The following is a 19,647-nucleotide window of genomic DNA, read 5'->3' as shown; positions in this document are numbered from 1 at the left end:
GACTCACCCATATACCAAATGAAAAAGAGTCATATGATCTTGTTAATAGGGTTATTGTTAGTCATTCTATCGAGCCTGCGCATGGTGTGGATGGTATTGTTGCCTCATCAAGAGCAGGTGTCCAGTACGAACGGGCAGCTGGATTTGCGTCATTGGAATGCAGATGATGGCGGCGTGCTCTTACTTGATGGGGAATGGGAGTTTTATCCTTCACTATGGTTGCTGGATGGTAGTCGTCGGCAGCGTGTGTCAGCCGAGATCGAGCCAAAGCTGATTTCGGTTCCGGGAGGATGGAACGAAGCTTTGCATAGTGAAGAGCCGACTCCATATGGTTATGCGTCCTACCGCCTGCGTATTAAGGTAAACCCGAAACAGAACGTTAATTATAGTATTCGTGTACCCAGCGTACGCACGTCATCCGAATTATATGTAAATGGACGACTGCTTGCTAAATCCGGGCAGGTGGCAAAAACAAAGGAAGAATATACGGCGAAGAACCTGCCTTACTCTACAAGCTTTACAGCAGACAAAAACGGCGTCATCGATGTAGTGATTCAGGCGGCAAATTATGTGGATAGTCGAGGCGGCGGCATTGCCAGGTCCATTAAATTCGGTTCGGAAGAAGCCGTCGCACAGGAAATGAAATTCTCCGTTTCCATGCAGACGCTGGGAGCCATTATATTTCTTATGCATTCCGTGTATGCACTTATTTTATTTTTACTAGGAAATAAAGAGAAGAAGCTGCTCTATTTTTCCCTGTTAACACTATGCGTAACCATTTCCAGCCTGTTTAGTAACGATGAAAAGCTGTTTCATCAATTATTTTACATCGGCAGTGATTGGGATTTTCGGCTATCCAATGCCGCTTTTATGATCGGGTGCTATGCGTTGCTGGAATGTACGGATCATCGTGAGCTCCCTTACTGGTGCAGGGTATATCCGGTTTATACCGTAATGGCTCTGGGGACTGCCGCGGTTACGTTATTTTTAGCTCCGCATCAGGTGATCATGCTCTTCCCGGTTTATTACCTATTGGGATGCATCGCAACCTTAATCACGATCATAGCCATTATAAAAAAAGTAATCCAGGATATAAAAAGCCATCTGTTACTGCTCTTTTCTATGCTTGCGCTGGTTCACCATTTTCTTTGGTCTTTATTCTGGCGGGAGAGCGGTTTGAGCATTGTCCATTATCCGTTTGACCTGATTATATCGATGGGGTGTTTGGCCTCTGTATGGTTTAAGGCTTATTTCATCATGCATGCTAATACCAAGGAGATTGCCGCAACCTTGCAAAGAGTGAATGACCATAAAGATCAATTCCTGGCGAACACGTCTCATGAATTTAAAAATCCGCTTCATAGCATCCTTAACATGTCACAGTCCGTGCTGAACAGAGAAGGGCATTTGTTACAGGATCGAAGTGTCAAGGAGCTCGAAACGGTACTATCTGTAGGACATCGGCTAACACTTATATTAAATGATTTGATTGATGTGATGAGTCTGCGGGAGGGCAATCCTCGTTTACAGGAAAAAGCCATATTGATTCAGCCGATCATAACGGGAGTCATTGATATGCTGCAATTTAACGCAGAGGCGAAGTCCGTCAACATCGCAAATCAGATTCCTGAGGATTTTCCACCTGTTATTGCGGATGAGAATCGGTTGATTCAAATTGTTTTCAATTTGCTTCATAATGCCGTGAAGTATACGAATGAAGGGGTCATTACGATTCAAGCTTTGGCAGAAGGCGGAAGAGCGTATATTGTTATTGCTGATACCGGGATCGGCATGGATGAGGACATGCTAAAGCGTTTATTCCTTCCGTATGAGCAAGCCAGCGCCAGCGAAACTATGATAGAAGGCGGCTTTGGCTTAGGCTTAAGTATAAGCAAGCAACTGATTGATCTTCATCGAGGTACGTTAGAGGTATCTTCTGTTTTAGGAGAAGGCTCGAAATTTACATTTTCGTTAAAGCTTGCGGAATTGAATGTGGAAGATGAGGAACTTGTTTCTAACTCATTCAAACCATTTACAATACAACCAGCGCCGACTCAGGAAACTGCCCCCATCATCTTGGATAAAGAGGATATCCCGCCAGCGGCAAAACCAACAACCTCTATTGCAATGAATTGTGATCGTCCGCTCTTATTAATTGTGGATGACGATCCTGTTAATCTGCAAGTGCTCGAAACCATACTACCGCCTGATGATTATGATGTCACGATGGCAACGAGCGGTAAAGAAGCATTGGCTATACTGGACACGAGGGAATGGGATCTGGTCATCTCCGATATTATGATGCCGCAGATGTCGGGCTATGAGCTGACACGAAGAATTCGAGAGCGGTACACGCTTACCGACCTCCCGGTGCTGCTCCTTACCGCAAGAAGCCAGCCGAAGGATATCCAGAGCGGTTTTTTAGCAGGAGCAAACGATTATGTGACAAAGCCGGTAGAAGCATTAGAAATCAGATCGCGGATTGAAGCGCTAACGACGATTAAACAAACGGTTCGGGAACAATTGCGATTGGAGGCGGCATGGCTGCAAGCGCAAATCCAACCTCATTTCTTATTCAATGCTTTAAGCGCGGTAACCGCTTTGAGTGACATTAATTTGGATAAGATGCGCCATTTGCTTGATGAGTTCAGCAATTTTTTGAGGTATAAATTTAGGTTCCAAGATACGGATGGACTTGTTTCGATTAAAGAGGAATTAAGTCTAGTGCGTTCATACTTATATATCGAAAAGGTCCGGTTTGAAGAGCGGCTGCAGGTCGTTTGGGAGGTAGATGATTGCGAAGAGTTACAAATTCCTTTCCTTTCGATCCAGCCTTTGGTTGAAAATGCAATAAGACATGGCATTATGAAGCGCACTCGCGGAGGGGAAATACATATTCGAATTTCTGTCCATGACACGCTTACAGAGATAACGGTTCAGGACAATGGGATCGGCATGGACGAAGTTCAATTGCAACGGGTATTGGAAAGAAATACAGACCGCAGCTCAGGAGTCGGCCTGATCAATACGCATCAGCGCTTGAAGCGGCACTTCGGCACAGGACTTCATATCAAAAGCACGTTGGGTAAAGGAACCGAGGTAACTTTTTACGTGCGCAGCGAAACGAGGTAATTGTAATTTTATACGATACAAAGAAAGCCGGAGCATTGAAGCTCCGGCTTTCTTTGTTGCCGGGATTTCTGCACTGGTGCGCAAATAGCGCCTATACGATATTCTCGGATCGCGCCATTTGTATGGCTTCTTCGCGATTGTTAACGCCAAGCTTGGAGTAGAGAATCGAGCAGTAATTGCGGATCGTTCCCTCCGATAAAAATAGCTTGGCGGCGATCGACTTGTAACGCAGTCCGCTCGATAGATTCTCCAGAATCTCCATCTCGCGTTTCGTAAGGCCGTACGGGTAGTTTTCTTGATTTGAACCGATTCTTTCCAGCTGCTCACGTTGACGCTTCATCTCTTCGAAGACTTGCGTTGCAACCGATTGGTCGATCCAGGTTCCCCCATTATAAATAAGTTTCAAGGCTTCCTTCATTTCCCGCGGATGAATCGACTTCAGCATGTAGCCATCCGCCCCGCGCTCCAATGCAGTTGCTGCCTGCAAGGAATCCTCGAACGTCGTCATAAGCACAACCTTCATTTCAGGCCATCGATGTTTCATTTCATTTAAAGCTTCAAGCCCGCCCATTCCCTGCATACGAACATCCATGAGCACGATATCCGGTTGGGACCGCTCGCAATGCTCCAATGCTTCGCGCCCGTCCCCAGCCTTACCCACGACGATAAACTCAGCATGCTGTTCCAAATTATGCTTTAAGCTGTCCGTGATGATCGCCTGGTCATCAACGATCAGCAGGCGGATCGTGTCATGGACTGGCGCAGTCTGCAGCGGAATATTACATATGACGATAGTGCCTTGCCCGGCACCGGAATGGACGGACAGCGTGCCGTTAAATAGCTCAAGGCGTTCCTTCATCCCTTGGAGCCCAAATCCGAATTGGATGTTTTCCATTCCAATCCCGTTATCTTCGATCTGTAACCGAAGCTGCTGACTATCGAAATGCAGCTGAACGGTTATCACGCTCGCTTGGCCGTGCCGAACGGCATTGGTTAGAGACTCCTGAAGACATCGATATAGACTAAAGTTTATTTTTTGCATAACGAGCGTCTCACTGCCGATCACACGGAAATGGACGGTTATACCTGTCGATTTCATAAACTCTTCGCTTAACTGCCACAGCGATTCGCTTAACGTATGGCTTAACGTGGTATGAGAGAGCTTGTGCAGATGCTTTCGAATATCATCCAGACTGTGCTGTGCGATACCGACGAGCGAATCGATCCTCTCGGTTTGCGAATCCGGCACGGACGATCGCAGTGATTCAACGCCGACGATGAGCGAGGTAAGCGAATGACCAATCGTGTCATGCAGCTCGTGTGACAGGCGGCTGCGCTCCTCCATCAGCGTAAGCTCCTCGATCCGCTTAATATGCTGCTCCAGCAGCACCTTCTGCTCTTGAATAATTCGGGATTGCTTATGGGACTGAATTAATATATTAAACGCGAAGCCGATGGCAAATCCAAGGCTGCAGTTAACGATAAACTCGTACGGAAGGCGATCCGCAATCCAACCGTTCAAGATCGGGAATATGATTCCACAGAGGATTCCGGTCCACACATAGCTTTTTCGACTGCTGATTAAGCTGATAATCATCACGAATAGAATGAAAGACCATAACAGTTCCGGCGCAGCGTAGGCTAAATAGAGATGGAACAAGCCAGCTGTTGCGACTTCGACTGCAAGATATCGTTCTTCTTTTTTGTAGCGTACCGTTAGCGGAATGAGGTAAACGGCCAAAGCAAGCGAAAGTACAACCCCAACCGGCGCATCGATCAATGACGGATTGACAAAAGCAGTGCTTACGATAATAACCAGCCACAGCGTTCGTAGGGACACAAGTAACCCATCATACCAGAACCATTTTTTCATTATGGAGAACACGGATTATGCACACCTGCTTGTATGTATTTGCAAACCAATTTCCAGATAATTCAGACCTATCATGCACCATAACTTCTCGATCCGTCAAGCAATGGAGGAGGTTGTTGGAACTTGGCTGCAGCCAGCACGTCACATGAACAGTTGACACTTTGTCATACAGAATATGTGACAGATCCAAACACGATGTCATACCCAAGCTTGGCGGTTTTATCACTGTCCGATTTAACAGCTTAGGGGGTAGGGTGAAGGAGTGAAGCAACACAACATTCCAAAATAATAGGAGCGATGCATGATGAAATCATTCACCACACACAAAGGAGCTGTGCTTACATTAACAGCTATATTGGCGGGTTCCCTGGTATTCCCGGCCTATGGAGCTGTACATGCGGCAGTTAAGACGCCAACCCAACAAGCAATCGATAAGGCTGCCAATGCCGACCATATTCCGGGCGTTATTGTTACTGTGAAGAAAGGAACGGCGAGCTGGTCATATGCCTCAGGTGAAGCGAATATCGAAAGGAACCATAAAGTGGACGCCGACTCCGCTTTCCGGATCGGAAGTACAACGAAGACATTTGTTGCTACGGTTGCCTTGCAGCTTGCCGGCGAAAAGAAGCTAAGCCTCGATGATACGGTGGAGAAATGGCTTCCGGGGCTTGTGCGCGGCAATGGGTATGACGGAAGTAAGATTAAGATTCGCCAATTGTTGAATCATACAAGCGGACTTCCAGATTATTTAACTCCCGATCTCAGGACTCAATTACTCGCAAATCCAGGTGATAATTATACAGCCAAACAGTTAATCGACCTGGCCTTGAAGGAAAAGCCCGTAACAGGCTGGTCATATTCAAACACGAATACCGTTATTATGGGGCTCATTATTCAGAAAGTGACCGGGGAAACGTATAATGAGCAGATTAAGAAAAGAATTATTGAACCGCTTCAACTAAAAGAAACGTTTCTCCCTGGCAGCTCGGTGGATATTCCGAAAAAAAATGCTCGTGGCTACCTGAACACAGGGGATCAATTAGTGGATATTACGACGCTGAACCCATCGTTTACGAATGCCGCCGGAGAAATGATCTCGACCGGGGAAGATATGACCACGTTTTTCCGAGCCTTGTTGGGCGGCAAGCTGCTGACACCGGAGATGCTGAAGGAGATGTTGACCAGCACAGCCGACTCCTTTCTTGGAAAGTATGGACTGGGCATACACCAAACAAAGCTGCCGGATGGGACCATTGTATGGGGACATGGCGGCGGCATTCCCGGATTTACCAACTTTGCAGGCGGAACCGAAGGCGGTCAGCATACCATTTCGATCAATATCAATGTACTGGGCGATGCGGATAAATATATTAATGATATTTTAGCGTCGGAATTCGCAGTAGAAACCAAAAAAGAACTCACGGAGGAGGAAAAGAAAAGCAAGCGAAGGGAAGAAGTCAAACAGGTCATGGATCAGGTGGTAACCAATAAACAAGTCCCGAGTGTCGTGGGAGGCGGGTTAAAAGACGGGAAACGTTGGTCTTATGCCACCGGTACAGCCAGCTACGAGGTGCCAGGCCCCGTTGAGCCGGACTTTTCATTCCGGATTGGGAGCATTACGAAAACGTTTACTGCTGCCGTTGTATTGCAGTTGGCTGAGGAGAAACAATTAAGCCTGGATGATTCGGTCGAACAATGGCTGCCGGGGGTTGTACAGGGTAACGGGTATGACGGCAACCAAATTACGATTCGTCAGTTATTGAACCACACAAGCGGGCTTGCAAGCTATACAGATCATGATATGCGCGATATGACCCTGCCTAACAATCCGTTCCGTTATTATGCCGTAGACGAACTCATCCGCTTGGCCCTTGCAAAGCCGCCTGCATATGCGCCAGGGAAAGGCTGGAATTACTCCAACACCAATACATTGCTAGCCGGTCAGATTATTAAGAAGGTCACCGGGGATACGTATGCGGAGCAGATCAGGAAACGGTTTATCGAGCCGCTCGGGCTAACGGAGACATTCGTCATGGAAAACAGTTTCTATATTCCGGGTAAACATGCCAGAGGATACAACATGGACAGAACAGGCCATATGTATGATTTGACCGAAATGAATCAGTCTTGGGCAAATGCTGCCGGTGACATGGTTTCAACAGTCAAAGATTTGACCACCTTCTTCAGTGCGCTGTTGGGCGGAGAGCTTCTGAATCAAGAGATGATGGACCAGATGCTCACAGCTGTAGATACACCTATAGGTAAAGTAGGACTAGGGATTTATGAAGGGAAAACATCGGACGGGCAATCCTATTGGGGGCATGCCGGCGGCACCTACGGATTCGAGACGAGAGCCTTCGGACCTGTTGGCGGGAAGCACATTCTAGTGACAGCCATCAACTCGGTAGCTCCGAAAGTTGCGGAGGCTCACGATAAGATATTCGATAAGGAGTTTGGACGCTAAATTTAAAGCCGACATCGCACCATTTATGTGCGCATGTCGGCTTCTTTTCGTATTGCCGTCTATTCATGGAATTGGGAACGCATGCAGGCGTCCCTTATAGTTAACAAGTCACGACTGTTTCCCCTTAGGTTTGCTATTCAGCAGCTGGTATACGGCAACGGCCAGCGCTGAGCCGGCAAGCGGGGCGATAAGAAACACCCACACTTGGGATAAGGCCTGCCCGCCAAGCAGAAGTGCGGGTCCCAGGCTTCTTGCAGGGTTAACGGATGTTCCCGTTAAGGCTATGCCTAAAATATGTACGAAAGCGAGTGTCAGTCCGATCACAAGGCCGGTTACGTTTCCGTTGCTCTCCGTAGAGGTTACGCCCAGGATCGTATAAATAAATACGAAGGTTAAAATGATTTCGACAACGAATGCCATAGTGGTTGAAATCCCGATCCCATACCCAGGGCCGAAACCATTCTGACCGAGCCCCGTAGTGGGCATACCCGCGGAGACGATGATGGCGTACAGAATAGCGGCGCCCGCAATGGCACCGGCGATTTGCGAAACAACGTACCCGATGAAGTCGGTACCGGTTAGCTTACGTTTAATAAGCATGGCAAGTGAAACCGCCGGATTGATATGACAGCCCGAAATCGGACCGATGACGTAGGCCATCGCTACGATAGACAGCCCGAATGCCAATGCAATCCCCAAATGGCCGAGCTCTCCTCCCGCCGTAGCGGCACTGCCGCAGCCGAACAGAACAAGCACCAAAGTTCCAATGAACTCGGCAGCGTACTTTTTGAATGACGCGTTCATAATCTACCTCCTAATAATTAAAAATCGATTCTCATTATATATGAGGCAAATAGACAAAAACTGGACATAGAGCGGGAGGATGTCTGATTTTTGAACAAAAATGACCCGCAAGGGATCACTTTTTCCAAAGTGCCTTATGCGGGTCATCGACTCATACTTATGGATTTAATCGATTAAATTGGTAACTTTCAGCAGACGCTCCATCAAGGCTACCGTTTCGGCACGCGTCATCGTGGATTTCGGAGTCAGTCCCTTATCCCCGCTTCCTTCGACAACTCCTACAGACAGCAGGGTTGCTACGGAAGGCTTAGCCCATTTTGCAACTTGGGACGCATCTTCGTACCCTGCGAGCAGTTTGCCAATTTCTGTTTCGCTAATTGCATGGCCTGGCTTGATCAATTGATAACCTCGAGCGATCATCGCCATTCCTTCTTCTCTTGTAATCGTTTGGTTACCACGGAATGCGCCGTCGTTATAACCGAGTACGATGCCGAATTCACTGGCAATCGAGATCGCATTGCGATACCAGGCAGTTGCTGTAACGTCGTCAAATGTTGTTTTTGGCTCTTCTTGACGCATCAGTCCAAGGCCCAATACAACGATTTCTGCAAACTCAGCCCGAGTCACATTTCGATTTGGAGCGAACGTATTGCCACCATTCCCTTGGAGGTCAAGGCGAGCAGAGATATTGTTCACTTCCGTTTGCGCCCAGTGAGTTCTCACATCATCGAAATCTTGCGGATTCCAGATAACCGAGTACGAACCACTGCTGCGCAAATCATGAATCTGCGCGTAGTAACGATCCCCGATCTTAGTAACTACAGTTGGCAGATGATATACCGAGCCATCCGGATTGACCACAACGCCTGTCGTAATTCGATTCGGGTCGATGCCTTCCGGAAGAGCGATATATTTAGGAGCGTATCCGTTCAATTGTCCGGATTTTACGGTTTTACCATTTTGGCTAAAAGTCATTTCCAGGTCGACCGGATCAACCAGCAGGTGGTATCCTGCCGATGTTGCTTTGTTCTTGGCATTGTTTCTCAAAGTCTCCGAGGAGCGCTTAATGTCGATATGAACAGCGATATCGTTGAGTGCCGCATTTCCCAGCTGCCCGGACACTGAATTCAAGTCCAATTGCTTGCTAGGCACCGGGTAGATAGCTAACGGATTCCCGATGTCAAGACTTGCTCCCTTATCAGCTAACAAACGAATGTCCGCAGCCGTTAAACCATCAACCTGCATATCTCCATCATTCGGAGATTGGATGGACAGCTTCTGACCTGTTCCGCTTGATAATATGTCTCCGAGCTTGTCTCTGTTTACCTGTACAGAAGTTTGCTTGTTACCTTCAGAAGTGGTTGTCTTTCCTGTGGCGAACCCACCGTTGTTACCGTTCACGGATGTATTCACGCCAGAATCTACTGGAGGTGGTGTAGTCGTAGGCGGCGTTGAAGGAGAAGTGCTGCCCCCGCCGGTGCCTCCGTTATTACCTCCGTTATTATTGTCACTGGAGCCTCTGGTGATGGTTAATGTATACTCCGTTACATTACCCTGGGAATCCGTTACCTTCACAACAATCGTATTGGTGCCGAATGCTAACGGCAATTCATCACTTTCAGAGCCGTTAGGAATTCCTTGCCATGCCCCGCCATTAAGCGAGATTTCGATCGTGGCATTCGGATCATAAGTTGCCAGCGTTACGGTTGTATTGTAAACATCTTGGGTCACCGAAGCCTGGTAATGGGTCACTCCTCCGTTAAAGGCTGGAGAGATCGCAATCGGTGTTCCATCCCCACGTTTTAATTCGAGACCCGATAGTTGTGATTCGTCTGTTGAGTCTACCGTTACGACCTTAGAGTCTTTGGACACCTTGCCATTTTTCTCTGCCGTTACATTGACTGTATATTTTCCGTCCTTTAAGTCCTCGGACGGAGTGAAGCTCCAATTTCCATTGCTGTCTACGTCCACTTCGCGGGTCTCAACTACCTTACCGCTCTCATCTGTCAATTCAACGAAGACCTTTGCATCCTTGTCAGCGACGCCTTTGAACTCCGGTTTGGACACGTTGACTTTCTCACCGCTTGGTTCAGTGATTTGTACATTCGGTTTGGTGGTATCTACCGTCACATTTTTCTTTTCCGTGCTTGTCTTGCCGTCCTTTTCAGCAGTCACTTCAACGACATAGTCGCCATCAGGCAGCTCTTGGTCAGGTGCAAAGCTCCATGTACCGTCCGAATTCACTTGGACCTGAGGAGTACCGATAAGGTTGCCGTCTTTATCATAAACAGCTGCGGTGACGGTTGCACCTTGAGGAGTTTTCCCTTTAAATTCAGGCTGGGCCACATATACCGTATCGCCGCTCGGCTCCGTGATTGTAACCCGGGGCTTCAGCTGCTCTTGTGCCTCTTTCAACGCCTTCAGGGCTGCATCTACTTCGCCTTGGGTTTTACTGCGATTTTCAAGAATCGTTTTGGCAGCTTCCAAAGCCTTTTCAAATTCAAGCCATTCGGTCGCAGCATAGTCCTCTTCTTTTAGTTGATCAGCTACCGTTTTTGCTTTTGTTAGCTCGGTAACATTCACAAAAGAAATGGTCTGTTCGGCGCTGATTACAACATTGTTGTCGCCAGGCATATCGCCGTATTCAACAATGTATCCAGTTACCGTATTATTTGTTGGAGAGTAATCATTCCATTTCCCAGCTTTAGCTCCGGGTCCAAAAATATGAGCAACAAATTCTGTTCCACCGTAGTCATTTGGCTCGCCAGCATCCCAGTTGGTATACAAAATATTTTGTCCGCTGCCTGTATAACCTTGGTAGAATTTCGTGCCTTGCTTGCTATTTTCCAGACCCTCTGGCCCCGTTACCCAGCGCCAGTCACCATTTTTTTTAGGTGTGCTTGCATCCCGTTCAATATCTTTTGCACCAAGCCAACCGATACCTAAAGTTTTTTCCTTTACAAAGGTATTTTCTTGATCATCGGTTATAGTAACCAGATACCCTTTCCGTCCAAAATATTCGCTGCCTTCGGCTTCGGCTTTTGCAGCATCCCAAGTAATTGACGTATTTTTATTAACATATTTATAAAAATGTCCGTTAGCTTCATAAGGAAGAGCATCACCGAGCGTAAACTGAATCGTTCTTTCTGTTGTTACGCTGGAGGTTGTCGAAAAGGTAACGCTAGACAATACCTTTTTATAGTCTTCAACCGAAGCAGCACCGGTTAATGTCAGGATACCATTAGCAGGATTATAAGTTCCTGTTATTCCGCTTGCTGCAGGAACTTCCAATTTATCCCCGGCAACGAAATTTTCGATAACCACCGTGGCAGCATTCAAATTTTCCGTATAGACGGACTCTTGAACCGTAACCCCTGAATCTACAACAATCTTGGGTGTTGTGCCGTCAATCAGATCATAACTGGTACTACCTTTAGATGTGGTGATTAAAGCTCCCTGCGGTTCAGCAGCACTCACTACATTCGGAGCTAATCCTGCCGGTAAACCGCCAATGACCAGGATACTGCTCAGAAATATCGCTGCCTGTTTTTTCTTAAAAAGCTTGATCAAATTTCCCATCCTCTCTTTTCTGATCTCTTACCTAATAAAGGAATTAATCGTCTTTATTCGGTTGTTATTTTTCCTCAATATGGTAGGTCTGAATTTGATGGAATTGTATCACGCAAATCTCTACAAGAACTCTACATCGGCTGTTGTATTTTGCATGAATGGCTCATATTAATGAAATTCCAGACGAATGATGTGAGGGAAAGATGGTTGTTAAAAGCTAAACCCATAAAGAAACGCCCTTCGGTATACGAAGAGCGTTTCTCTTTCAATCTATTCACCTGGAAAAACCGAGCTCGGATATTTCACTTCCGGATACTCCTCCGTGGGACCGGCTAGAAGCTTACTCTCGATTCCGCGTAAATGCTGGTTGAAAAACTCCAAAAGATAGCGATTGACGATTTCTGCGCCCCTTACTCCATTCAAGCTTCCGGTCATGCCAGTCAGTCCGATAAGCGGAGAGTAAAGCTGGAGATCGGTGAAGTTATAATGTCCGGCTCCTTCAATATAAATGGTTCGTCCATACCCTTGCTGCGATAAACGGTCCATCAGCTTCAGTTCCGCTTCCCGATTCGCCAGTATGGTGTCAAATTGTTCTCTCGTTAACCGGAGCTCCTTGAGCTCAGCATCCGTGGCCGGTGTTTTGCGGTACTTCGCCTGCTGCTCGTTCACATTCTTAAAATCTTCGGATTCCATGAACATAAACGGTTTCTTCATGTCGTCACGGTTCTTCGTTATGAACAACGTGCCATCCATATTCACGCCGGCCTTGATTCGCGGGTTGGAATAAACGGCTTCAAAAGCTGCTGCTCCACCGAAGGAATGACCCAGCATCCCGATGTTGTCCATATCCAGCATTCCTTCGAATTTGCTGGCGACGGCCCCTGAGTGCAGCTTCTCTAGCTGATCCACAATAAATGCTGCATCCTTGTTCCACACATCTAAAATGGCGCGGCTGTCTTCAAATAATCGCTCTTGAGACTGCTCCGTAAGGAATCCGGTCATGCGTCCGTCCGGAAATGCGGTCATAACGGTACTATAAGTATGATCGACTGCGAATACGATATAGCCGTGGCTGGCAAGATGTTCAGCCTGCGACGTATGCAAAATTCTGCCGACCCCCATGCCGTGTGACAGCAGTACCACTGGATACGGATTGTCCGCGGGATGCAAATCTGCATGTATAGATGTATTGGCCTTGCTGTATTTCCAGTAGTCGAGGGCGGGAGCGGGAAGGCCCAGATATCCGGAATAAGCTTGCATATAGGCATGGAAGAGCCCTCTGTCCTTAGGGAACACCGAATTTTTCTCGGCGCTCCGTCCAGATTCCGCAGCAGGGTACCATACCTGAACGACCAGCTCTCGCTTGTCGCCCTGCTGCTCGGTAAACGTTTCTTCCCGGTCGGCATCGATAAAATGGAACGTTTCCGTTCCCACACTGAACTCGCCTGAAGGCTTGGGTAAATGAAAGACCGGCAGCAATACCGATAAGGCAACCGATACGCCCAGCAAAACAACGGATAGAGCCAATATCCTATAACGAAGCGGTTTTCCTACCTTTTTGCGTCTAAATAAGACGAAGGTGAGGAGCAAAGCAGCGATATAGGCTGGAATCATCTGCCACCTATAGCCCTCAAACAGCAGTTGCGCTGCTAACAGTGAGCCACAAGCGACGCCGGCTATAGCCCCTGTCATCCGGTTGATTGTGTTACGAAATAGTAAGACCATCAGCACCAAAACGCTGGATGTTATCAACAACATTTCCAATACTCGCATACGTTCTCTCCCTTATTGCTCCAGTTTCTTTTAATCGTAACGGATCAAGGTTAAAACGAACGGGCAGTTCCGTTTAAAAATGGTTTAAATATGGGAGAGTCGTTTGCGTAGAGGATGGGCGTTTCAGCTCATTTAAGGAAAATCGCCTCAAAATAACAGCTGCCCCCCAAGTCGTCTTCACTTGGGGGGCAGCTGTTGGCAGTTTATACTTTTCTTCTTTTTCTTAACAAAAGCAATCCTGCAAGAAGCATAATAGCTCCGGCTAACATGTAGCTGTACATATTCGTAGCCGTATTCGGTAATTTATTTCCGTTAGGCTCGTTCGTTGCCGGATCTCCGGACTCAGCCGGATCTCGTGGAGTCGAATCCGATACGCCTAATGTTGAATCGTCATGATCTTCCGGTGTTTGTGCCCCTGTATTCGAATCCCCGTTGGAGTCTCCATTCGAGTCTTCATTCGGGTTCCCGTTGGAATCTTCGTTCGAGTTTCCATTCGGGTCTTCGTTCGAATCTCCATTCGAGTCTTCATCGGAATCTCCCGTTCCACCCGGGTTCGTAGTATTTCCACCATTGTTCTCGTTGTCTGTCACTTCGATGACATTTGATGGCTTCTCCGGACTTGTCACATTATCCCCTGTGACTTCACCGATGTTAACGATCGATTTGCCGGCTTGTCCCGCCTTGATGGTTGCCTGGAACGTAATCGTATGCCATTCGGTATCAGCAATCCGTCCAAAGTTACCGCTCACTTTGCCGTTAACATATTGACCTTTGTCGCCATCAGAGTTATCGGTTACGGAAATACCGTCCACCTTCAGGCTGCCTGCTACATATGCCAGTCCTTCCGGCAGGATATCGGCAATCACAAGGTTCGATACATAGCTGCCGGCAACGGTATTGCGTGCGGAGATTGTATACTCCATCTTATCGCCAACCCCGATGATGCCACCACTTAGATCCCGCGATGTCTTCCGTGACTCGATGACTGGGGAAGGCGGAGTCGGTGGTGTTACAGGCGGTGTAACTGGTGGATCCGGATCTACCGGCGGATTGACTGGTGGGTCGACTGGCGGATCAACCGGTGGGTCCACCGGCGGCGTATCGCCTTCCTCAACCACAATCTCATCCGTTGGACGGCTTGGCTGATCGATGTTGTCTCCGGTAATCTCTCCGGTATTTCGGATCGATTCCCCTGCGTTTGCTACGATTTTCGCCCGGAACTCGAGCGTATGCCATTTCGTATCCCATACATCCCCGACGTTACCGACTACCCGACCTGAGGCATAGTGGCCTTGGTCGCTATCCTTGTCATCGGTTACCGAAACGCCGTCGACCTTCAAGCTGCCCGGAATATATTCCAGACCAGCCGGCAGCGTATCGGTGATGGCCAGATTGGCCATGTACGTGTCCTCTATTACCGTTCTTGTCCGGATCACATAGGTAACCGTATCTCCGACTTCAAACGTATCCTTGCCCGCTTCAAGATTTGTTGCGGACTTCTCGGATACGACAATCGGCTCTCGCGGATAGACCTTGACTTCTTCTTCCGGCCTACTTGGCTCGTCGAAATTGTCGCCGCTGACGTCGGCAATATTTCGAATATCCTTGCCGGCTTGTCCGGTTTGGATCGTCGCATGGAATTGAAGCACATGCCACTCCTTATCCCAGATGTCGCCGAATCCGCCATACACCGCGCCGGTTACACCGTATACATCCCCGGTGACATAATGACCGTTATCGTCGCCTTCCTCATCGGTGGCGGTTTTGCCGTCCACGGTTAGGGTGTTCGGCACGTATTCCAGTCCTTCCGGCAGCGTATCCGTAATCTTCAAATTCGAGATATACGAATCTTCCGTCACCGTTCTTGCCCGAATGGTGTAGACCACCGTATCCCCGACTTCAAAATGGGTTTTACCCGTATCCAGGTTTTCGGCGATCTTCTCCGATTCCACAACCGGATGGCGCGGATAGACCTGAACAACTTCCTCGGCATTGCTCGGCGTGCTTACATTCTCGCCGCCGGCGACGGCGGTATTGCGAATATTCTTGCCGGCTTGGCCCGTCGCAATGACCGCTTCGAATTCAAGCGTGTGCCACTCGGTATCCGTGATATCCCCGAAAAGGCCGACTACCTGGTCGCCATTATACAGACCACCGTCTTGATCGCTCTCGTCATCCGTGACGGAGACGCCGTCTACCTTCAGGCTGCCCGGTACATATTGCAGTCCAGCCGGCAGATCGTCGGAGATGACCAAACTGCTGACGAAGCTGTTAAGGACCGTATTCCGTGCCTGAATCGTGTACCGCAGCGTATCGCCTGGTTCAGGATGGTCAGGGTCCGTGTTTCCAGCGGCCTTGGTTTGAAGGACTGCCGATTTGTCGGACTCCAGAACAGGAGGATTGAGACGGACCGGTGTTGTGGTTTCGTTCGTTTCCTTCTCTTCCGTGTCGCCTGTTAATAAGTTGTCGTAGCTGATTAGCGCTTTGTTTTTAATTTGCTGATTGGCAGCGTTCGCTAAGACCTTGACTTTAAATTGCACGGTAACGCCATCTGCCAATTGGCTCGTATTCGCTAAATCGCCTAACTTAATGCTGACCTGGCTGCCTTCAAGGCGACCTTCGTCGGCATCGTCCGCATCCGTCAGGTCCTTGGTGGTCGAGCCTTGGATCAATTTCATGGAACCAGGGACGTATTCCGTTCCTGCAGGAATCAGATCCGTCACACTTGCATCGGCTGCGATGTCTCCGCCTTCGTTCTTGATCTGAATCGCGTAGGTTACTTCATCGCCGGCACTCACTTCTTGTGGAGATGCGGTCTTGTTGGCCGTTACACACGGTGCCGTGCCAAGGAAGATGTCATCGATGAAGTTGCCTGCACCTATGCTCGCGCTTGCTGTGCTCACCGCCTCAAAGCCGAAGCGAGTGACCTTTTGCCCAGCAGGGACTTTATAAGTACCCGTATAGGTACCCCACGCGGTTTTATCATCCGTCATTTGTCGTTGGACTTCGGCATCGTAAGGGTTAGCCGTTGCTGCCCCAATACGAAGCTGCATCGTGTCAACCCCATTCCGCCCCATATGGGATAGGCGCCAATATATGGTTTGCCCAGGGGTTGTCTTCACATCCTGATACAGCATCCCGTTTTCGAAAGCATTGAGTTCTGCCCATTTCCCGCCATCAGGGGGAGCCGGCCAGTTCTTTACAACCGAAGGATTATTTCGTGCCCAGTCCCATAGCTCAATGACTGGATAACCGTTAGCATCGTCCGTGGTCTTCCATCCAGGTACTTCGGATTCATAATAGTAAAGCCCGGACGTATTAACAGCAGATCCTTTGACAGCGCCTTGCTCAAAACTGCCGTTAATCATCGCTACCGGAGCCGGGCACACATTGGCTTCGCCGGTTATTGACGTACTCACTTCATTTGTAGCTACCTCTTCTGATTTGTTTGTCAAAAGGTTTTCATATTTGATAATGGCCTGATTCTTTGTGATGATGCCCCCATAACCGGATAACACCTTCACCTTAAATTGAATGGTTTTTCCTTGAGGCAATTGGGCGGCATTCGGCACCTCACCCAAATCGATCACGATCATGTCGCTGCTGCTATCATAGTGGGAGTCGTTAACCGGTTGGCCATCCACCACAATAGAGCCTTGAACAAATTCAGTTCCAACAGGAATGCTGTCTTCAAAAATTACATTTGCTGCGGCGTCGCCGCCGTTGTTCTTAACCGTCACATCATACGTTAATTCTTGACCGGCAGATGCCTCTCCCTGTGGAGATACTGTTTTATCTGCAATGACGCAAGGTTCTGTTCCGAGGAAAATATCATCGATGAAGTTACCTGCTGCCGGGTTGCCGCCCGTGGATGAGACGGCTTCGAACCCAAAGCGTGTCATCGTTTGGCCGGTCGGAACGACGTAGGTACCGGTATAATATTTCCAAGCGTCCTTACCCGTCGTTAGTTGGTCGACAATCGGAAGAACCTTCGGATCCACATTGGCCGAGCCTATTTTGACAGCCATGGTATCCACGCCGAGTCTTCCTTTATGCGCTATCCTCCAATAGATCGTTTGCCCGGGAGTCGTCTTCACATCCTGATATAGCTGTGCAGGCTCTTTGCTATTCAATTCCGCCATTTGTTTCCCATGGGGAACAGCATTCTTAAGGCCTTGTTGATCGTTAGGAGAACCAGGCTGGATTTGATCCATTAAACCTTTGTTAAATATTTCGAAGGATCCCGTAGAATCGGTTGTCTTCCAGCCGGGTACGTATTGACCTTGGACCGAAAAATAGCCTGGGCCGGCCGGGAATCTGGGATCGTTAGCCGCATACACCGGCTCCTCAAAGCTGCCATTGATCAACGCTACCGGCGCTGGGCACGTGGCTGGAGGAGTTGTTCCGGTCGTAACCGTCGAAACGACTTCATCGGATTGAATGGTTCCCGATTCATTTGAAGACACGGTGGCTGTATTTGTGATCTTGGTGCCAACCGCTGTATTGTCCTTGGCTTTCACGCGGAATGTAACAACGGCAGCCCCGTCTTCCCCAACCAATAGGGAACCGTTCATGGCAGACGGATTAGGCGACTTAACCGACATGCCTTCATTTGCAAATAAAGGACTTGTTCCGTTAAGATCAGCGACTGCTTTGCCATTCAAAGTCGTGCTGTCCGCTACATATTCCGTATCGTCTGGCAGCTGATCTTTTAGAACGGCTCCGCTCGCCGATACATTTCCGCTGTTTATTACTCTCAGCGAGTATGAATATTCTTGCCCGGGTGAAATCTCATTGCTCTTTTCAGTACCGTTAATCCATTTTTCAACGGTCAGTTTCGGTGTATATGTAGGATAAGCTCCTGACGTAAGATCCCAGAGCAAATTAATATCCGGAACCTGCCCAATTAATGTCAAAAGGTTATTTTCAGGATTTCCAATATACATGGCCCCTGATGCATCCGAAATCAGCAATTTCCCATCCGGTAAAATACTGATGCCGCTGCCCCAAGTGATCGGATTCGTTCCGTCCGAAAGCCTAAACTCACCGAGCGCGTGCTTATCCAGTGTTTTCGGATTAAGTCTGACAAAGGATTCGTCACCAGTCTGAATATAATAGATATTTCCTTCCTGATCGTATACGAGATCCCGTATATCCGTATCTAAACTTGTAAGCGTGGTTATCTGTCCAGAGCTCAAATCGAGATTCCGAATCTCGCGCTCAATGGTCCCCGAGACGTCCCTTTGAACATTATAGGTGAACGTTGAACCGTCTGGGCTAACCCCTCCGGCACCGACTACCGTCCACCCGGAGTTCGTTGCCGCCAGGGTACTGGTTCCATCCGGCATAATTTTATGGATCTCTCCGGTACTGTACCTAAGTCCATAAAAAACACCTTGATTTCGATCTAAACCAATCCCATCGAAAACGGAGTTCAGAGGTACTGTCCCGATCGGGGTTCCCGATAGCGACTGGCCGTCAAATTGGTACAACCATGAGGTGCCATCGGCAGCCCTAACCGTTGCATAGGAATCGGTGCCATTAATGGTTATTCCTCCTGCAGCCTCCACAGGTACTGTCATTACAGGCTGTAACCCGCCAAGAATAACTAATAAGATGGAAAATTGAATGAAAATCCGTTTCAATACGGTTTTTCCTGCCGAGCGGGTAGAATGCAATTTTGTCTCCCTCCAATCGTTATGTTTTCGGATCACCGGAGCTTTAGTGCGATATGCTCATCTCCTGTTTCCGGCACCACTCCTTTTCACCTCCAAATTTATACAATTTCCCGTCAAGTATAAGCTAGCAACCATTTATCGACAATATTCCCGTGGTACCATATATAACCAGCAAAAAATGGACGTTTGGCCCATACCATGATTCGACAAAAAACTACAATGTTGCCGTGCTTAAATAGGCAGTTTGTTTAGGCTGTTGGTCACCGTATGACTTCAATAGATAACGCTGGAATTGCGTTTCCAGTGGGAGGTTAGCAATTGGACGAAGCCCCAACCTAATATAGATTCAGGTG

Annotated in this window: 7 protein-coding genes; 2 read left to right on the top strand and 5 right to left on the bottom strand. The window is 48.2% G+C overall.

Annotated elements, in window-relative coordinates; genetic code table 11:
- Positions 1-18: 18 nt before the first annotated feature.
- Positions 19-3,132, top strand: coding sequence for an ATP-binding protein (locus MKX98_RS33330; protein ID WP_339220652.1), 3,114 nt, complete (start codon positions 19-21; stop codon positions 3,130-3,132).
- 91 nt (positions 3,133-3,223) lie between these two features.
- Here MKX98_RS33330 and MKX98_RS33325 read toward each other — a convergent pair whose 3' ends face one another.
- On the bottom strand, positions 3,224-5,017 hold the full coding sequence (locus MKX98_RS33325; protein ID WP_339220650.1) for a hybrid sensor histidine kinase/response regulator transcription factor: 1,794 nt from the start codon (positions 5,015-5,017) through the stop codon (positions 3,224-3,226).
- A 292-nt stretch (positions 5,018-5,309) separates the two neighbouring features.
- On the opposite strand from MKX98_RS33325, the gene MKX98_RS33320 reads away from it, so the two are divergent.
- Entirely contained in the window at positions 5,310-7,469 is a 2,160-nt protein-coding gene (locus tag MKX98_RS33320) for a serine hydrolase domain-containing protein (protein WP_339224650.1), read from the top strand.
- Between the two features lie 108 nt (positions 7,470-7,577).
- Here the strand turns inward: MKX98_RS33320 and MKX98_RS33315 are convergent, their stop codons facing one another.
- The 4 genes from MKX98_RS33315 to MKX98_RS33300 form a co-directional block, all read right to left on the bottom strand.
- Positions 7,578-8,273, bottom strand: coding sequence for an MIP family channel protein (locus MKX98_RS33315; RefSeq protein WP_339220648.1), 696 nt, complete (start codon positions 8,271-8,273; stop codon positions 7,578-7,580).
- Between the two features lie 165 nt (positions 8,274-8,438).
- Positions 8,439-11,852 (bottom strand): S-layer homology domain-containing protein, encoded by a 3,414-nt coding sequence (locus MKX98_RS33310; protein ID WP_339220646.1) that lies wholly within the window; start codon positions 11,850-11,852, stop codon positions 8,439-8,441.
- A gap of 261 nt (positions 11,853-12,113) precedes the next feature.
- Entirely contained in the window at positions 12,114-13,616 is a 1,503-nt protein-coding gene (locus MKX98_RS33305; protein WP_339220644.1) for a dienelactone hydrolase family protein, read from the bottom strand.
- Between the two features lie 203 nt (positions 13,617-13,819).
- Positions 13,820-19,330 carry an isopeptide-forming domain-containing fimbrial protein gene (locus tag MKX98_RS33300; protein WP_339220642.1) on the bottom strand — a complete coding sequence of 1,837 codons (5,511 nt, stop codon included), beginning with the start codon at positions 19,328-19,330 and terminating at the stop codon, positions 13,820-13,822.
- Between the last annotated feature and the right edge of the window lie 317 nt (positions 19,331-19,647).

It is taken from the genome of Paenibacillus sp. FSL W7-1332 (assembly GCF_037969785.1).
GTDB lineage: Bacteria > Bacillota > Bacilli > Paenibacillales > Paenibacillaceae > Paenibacillus_AQ.
This window is presented reverse-complemented; position numbering and strand designations above follow the sequence as displayed.

Excerpts from the sequence above, each read along its gene's own strand:
- MKX98_RS33330 (WP_339220652.1), top strand. The coding sequence starts at position 19 with ATGAAAAAGAGTCATATGATCTTGTTAATAGGGTTATTGTTAGTCATT.
- MKX98_RS33320 (WP_339224650.1), top strand. The coding sequence starts at position 5,310 with ATGAAATCATTCACCACACACAAAGGAGCTGTGCTTACATTAACAGCT.
- MKX98_RS33315 (WP_339220648.1), bottom strand. The coding sequence starts at position 8,273 with ATGAACGCGTCATTCAAAAAGTACGCTGCCGAGTTCATTGGAACTTTG.
- MKX98_RS33310 (WP_339220646.1), bottom strand. The coding sequence starts at position 11,852 with ATGGGAAATTTGATCAAGCTTTTTAAGAAAAAACAGGCAGCGATATTT.
- MKX98_RS33305 (WP_339220644.1), bottom strand. The coding sequence starts at position 13,616 with ATGCGAGTATTGGAAATGTTGTTGATAACATCCAGCGTTTTGGTGCTG.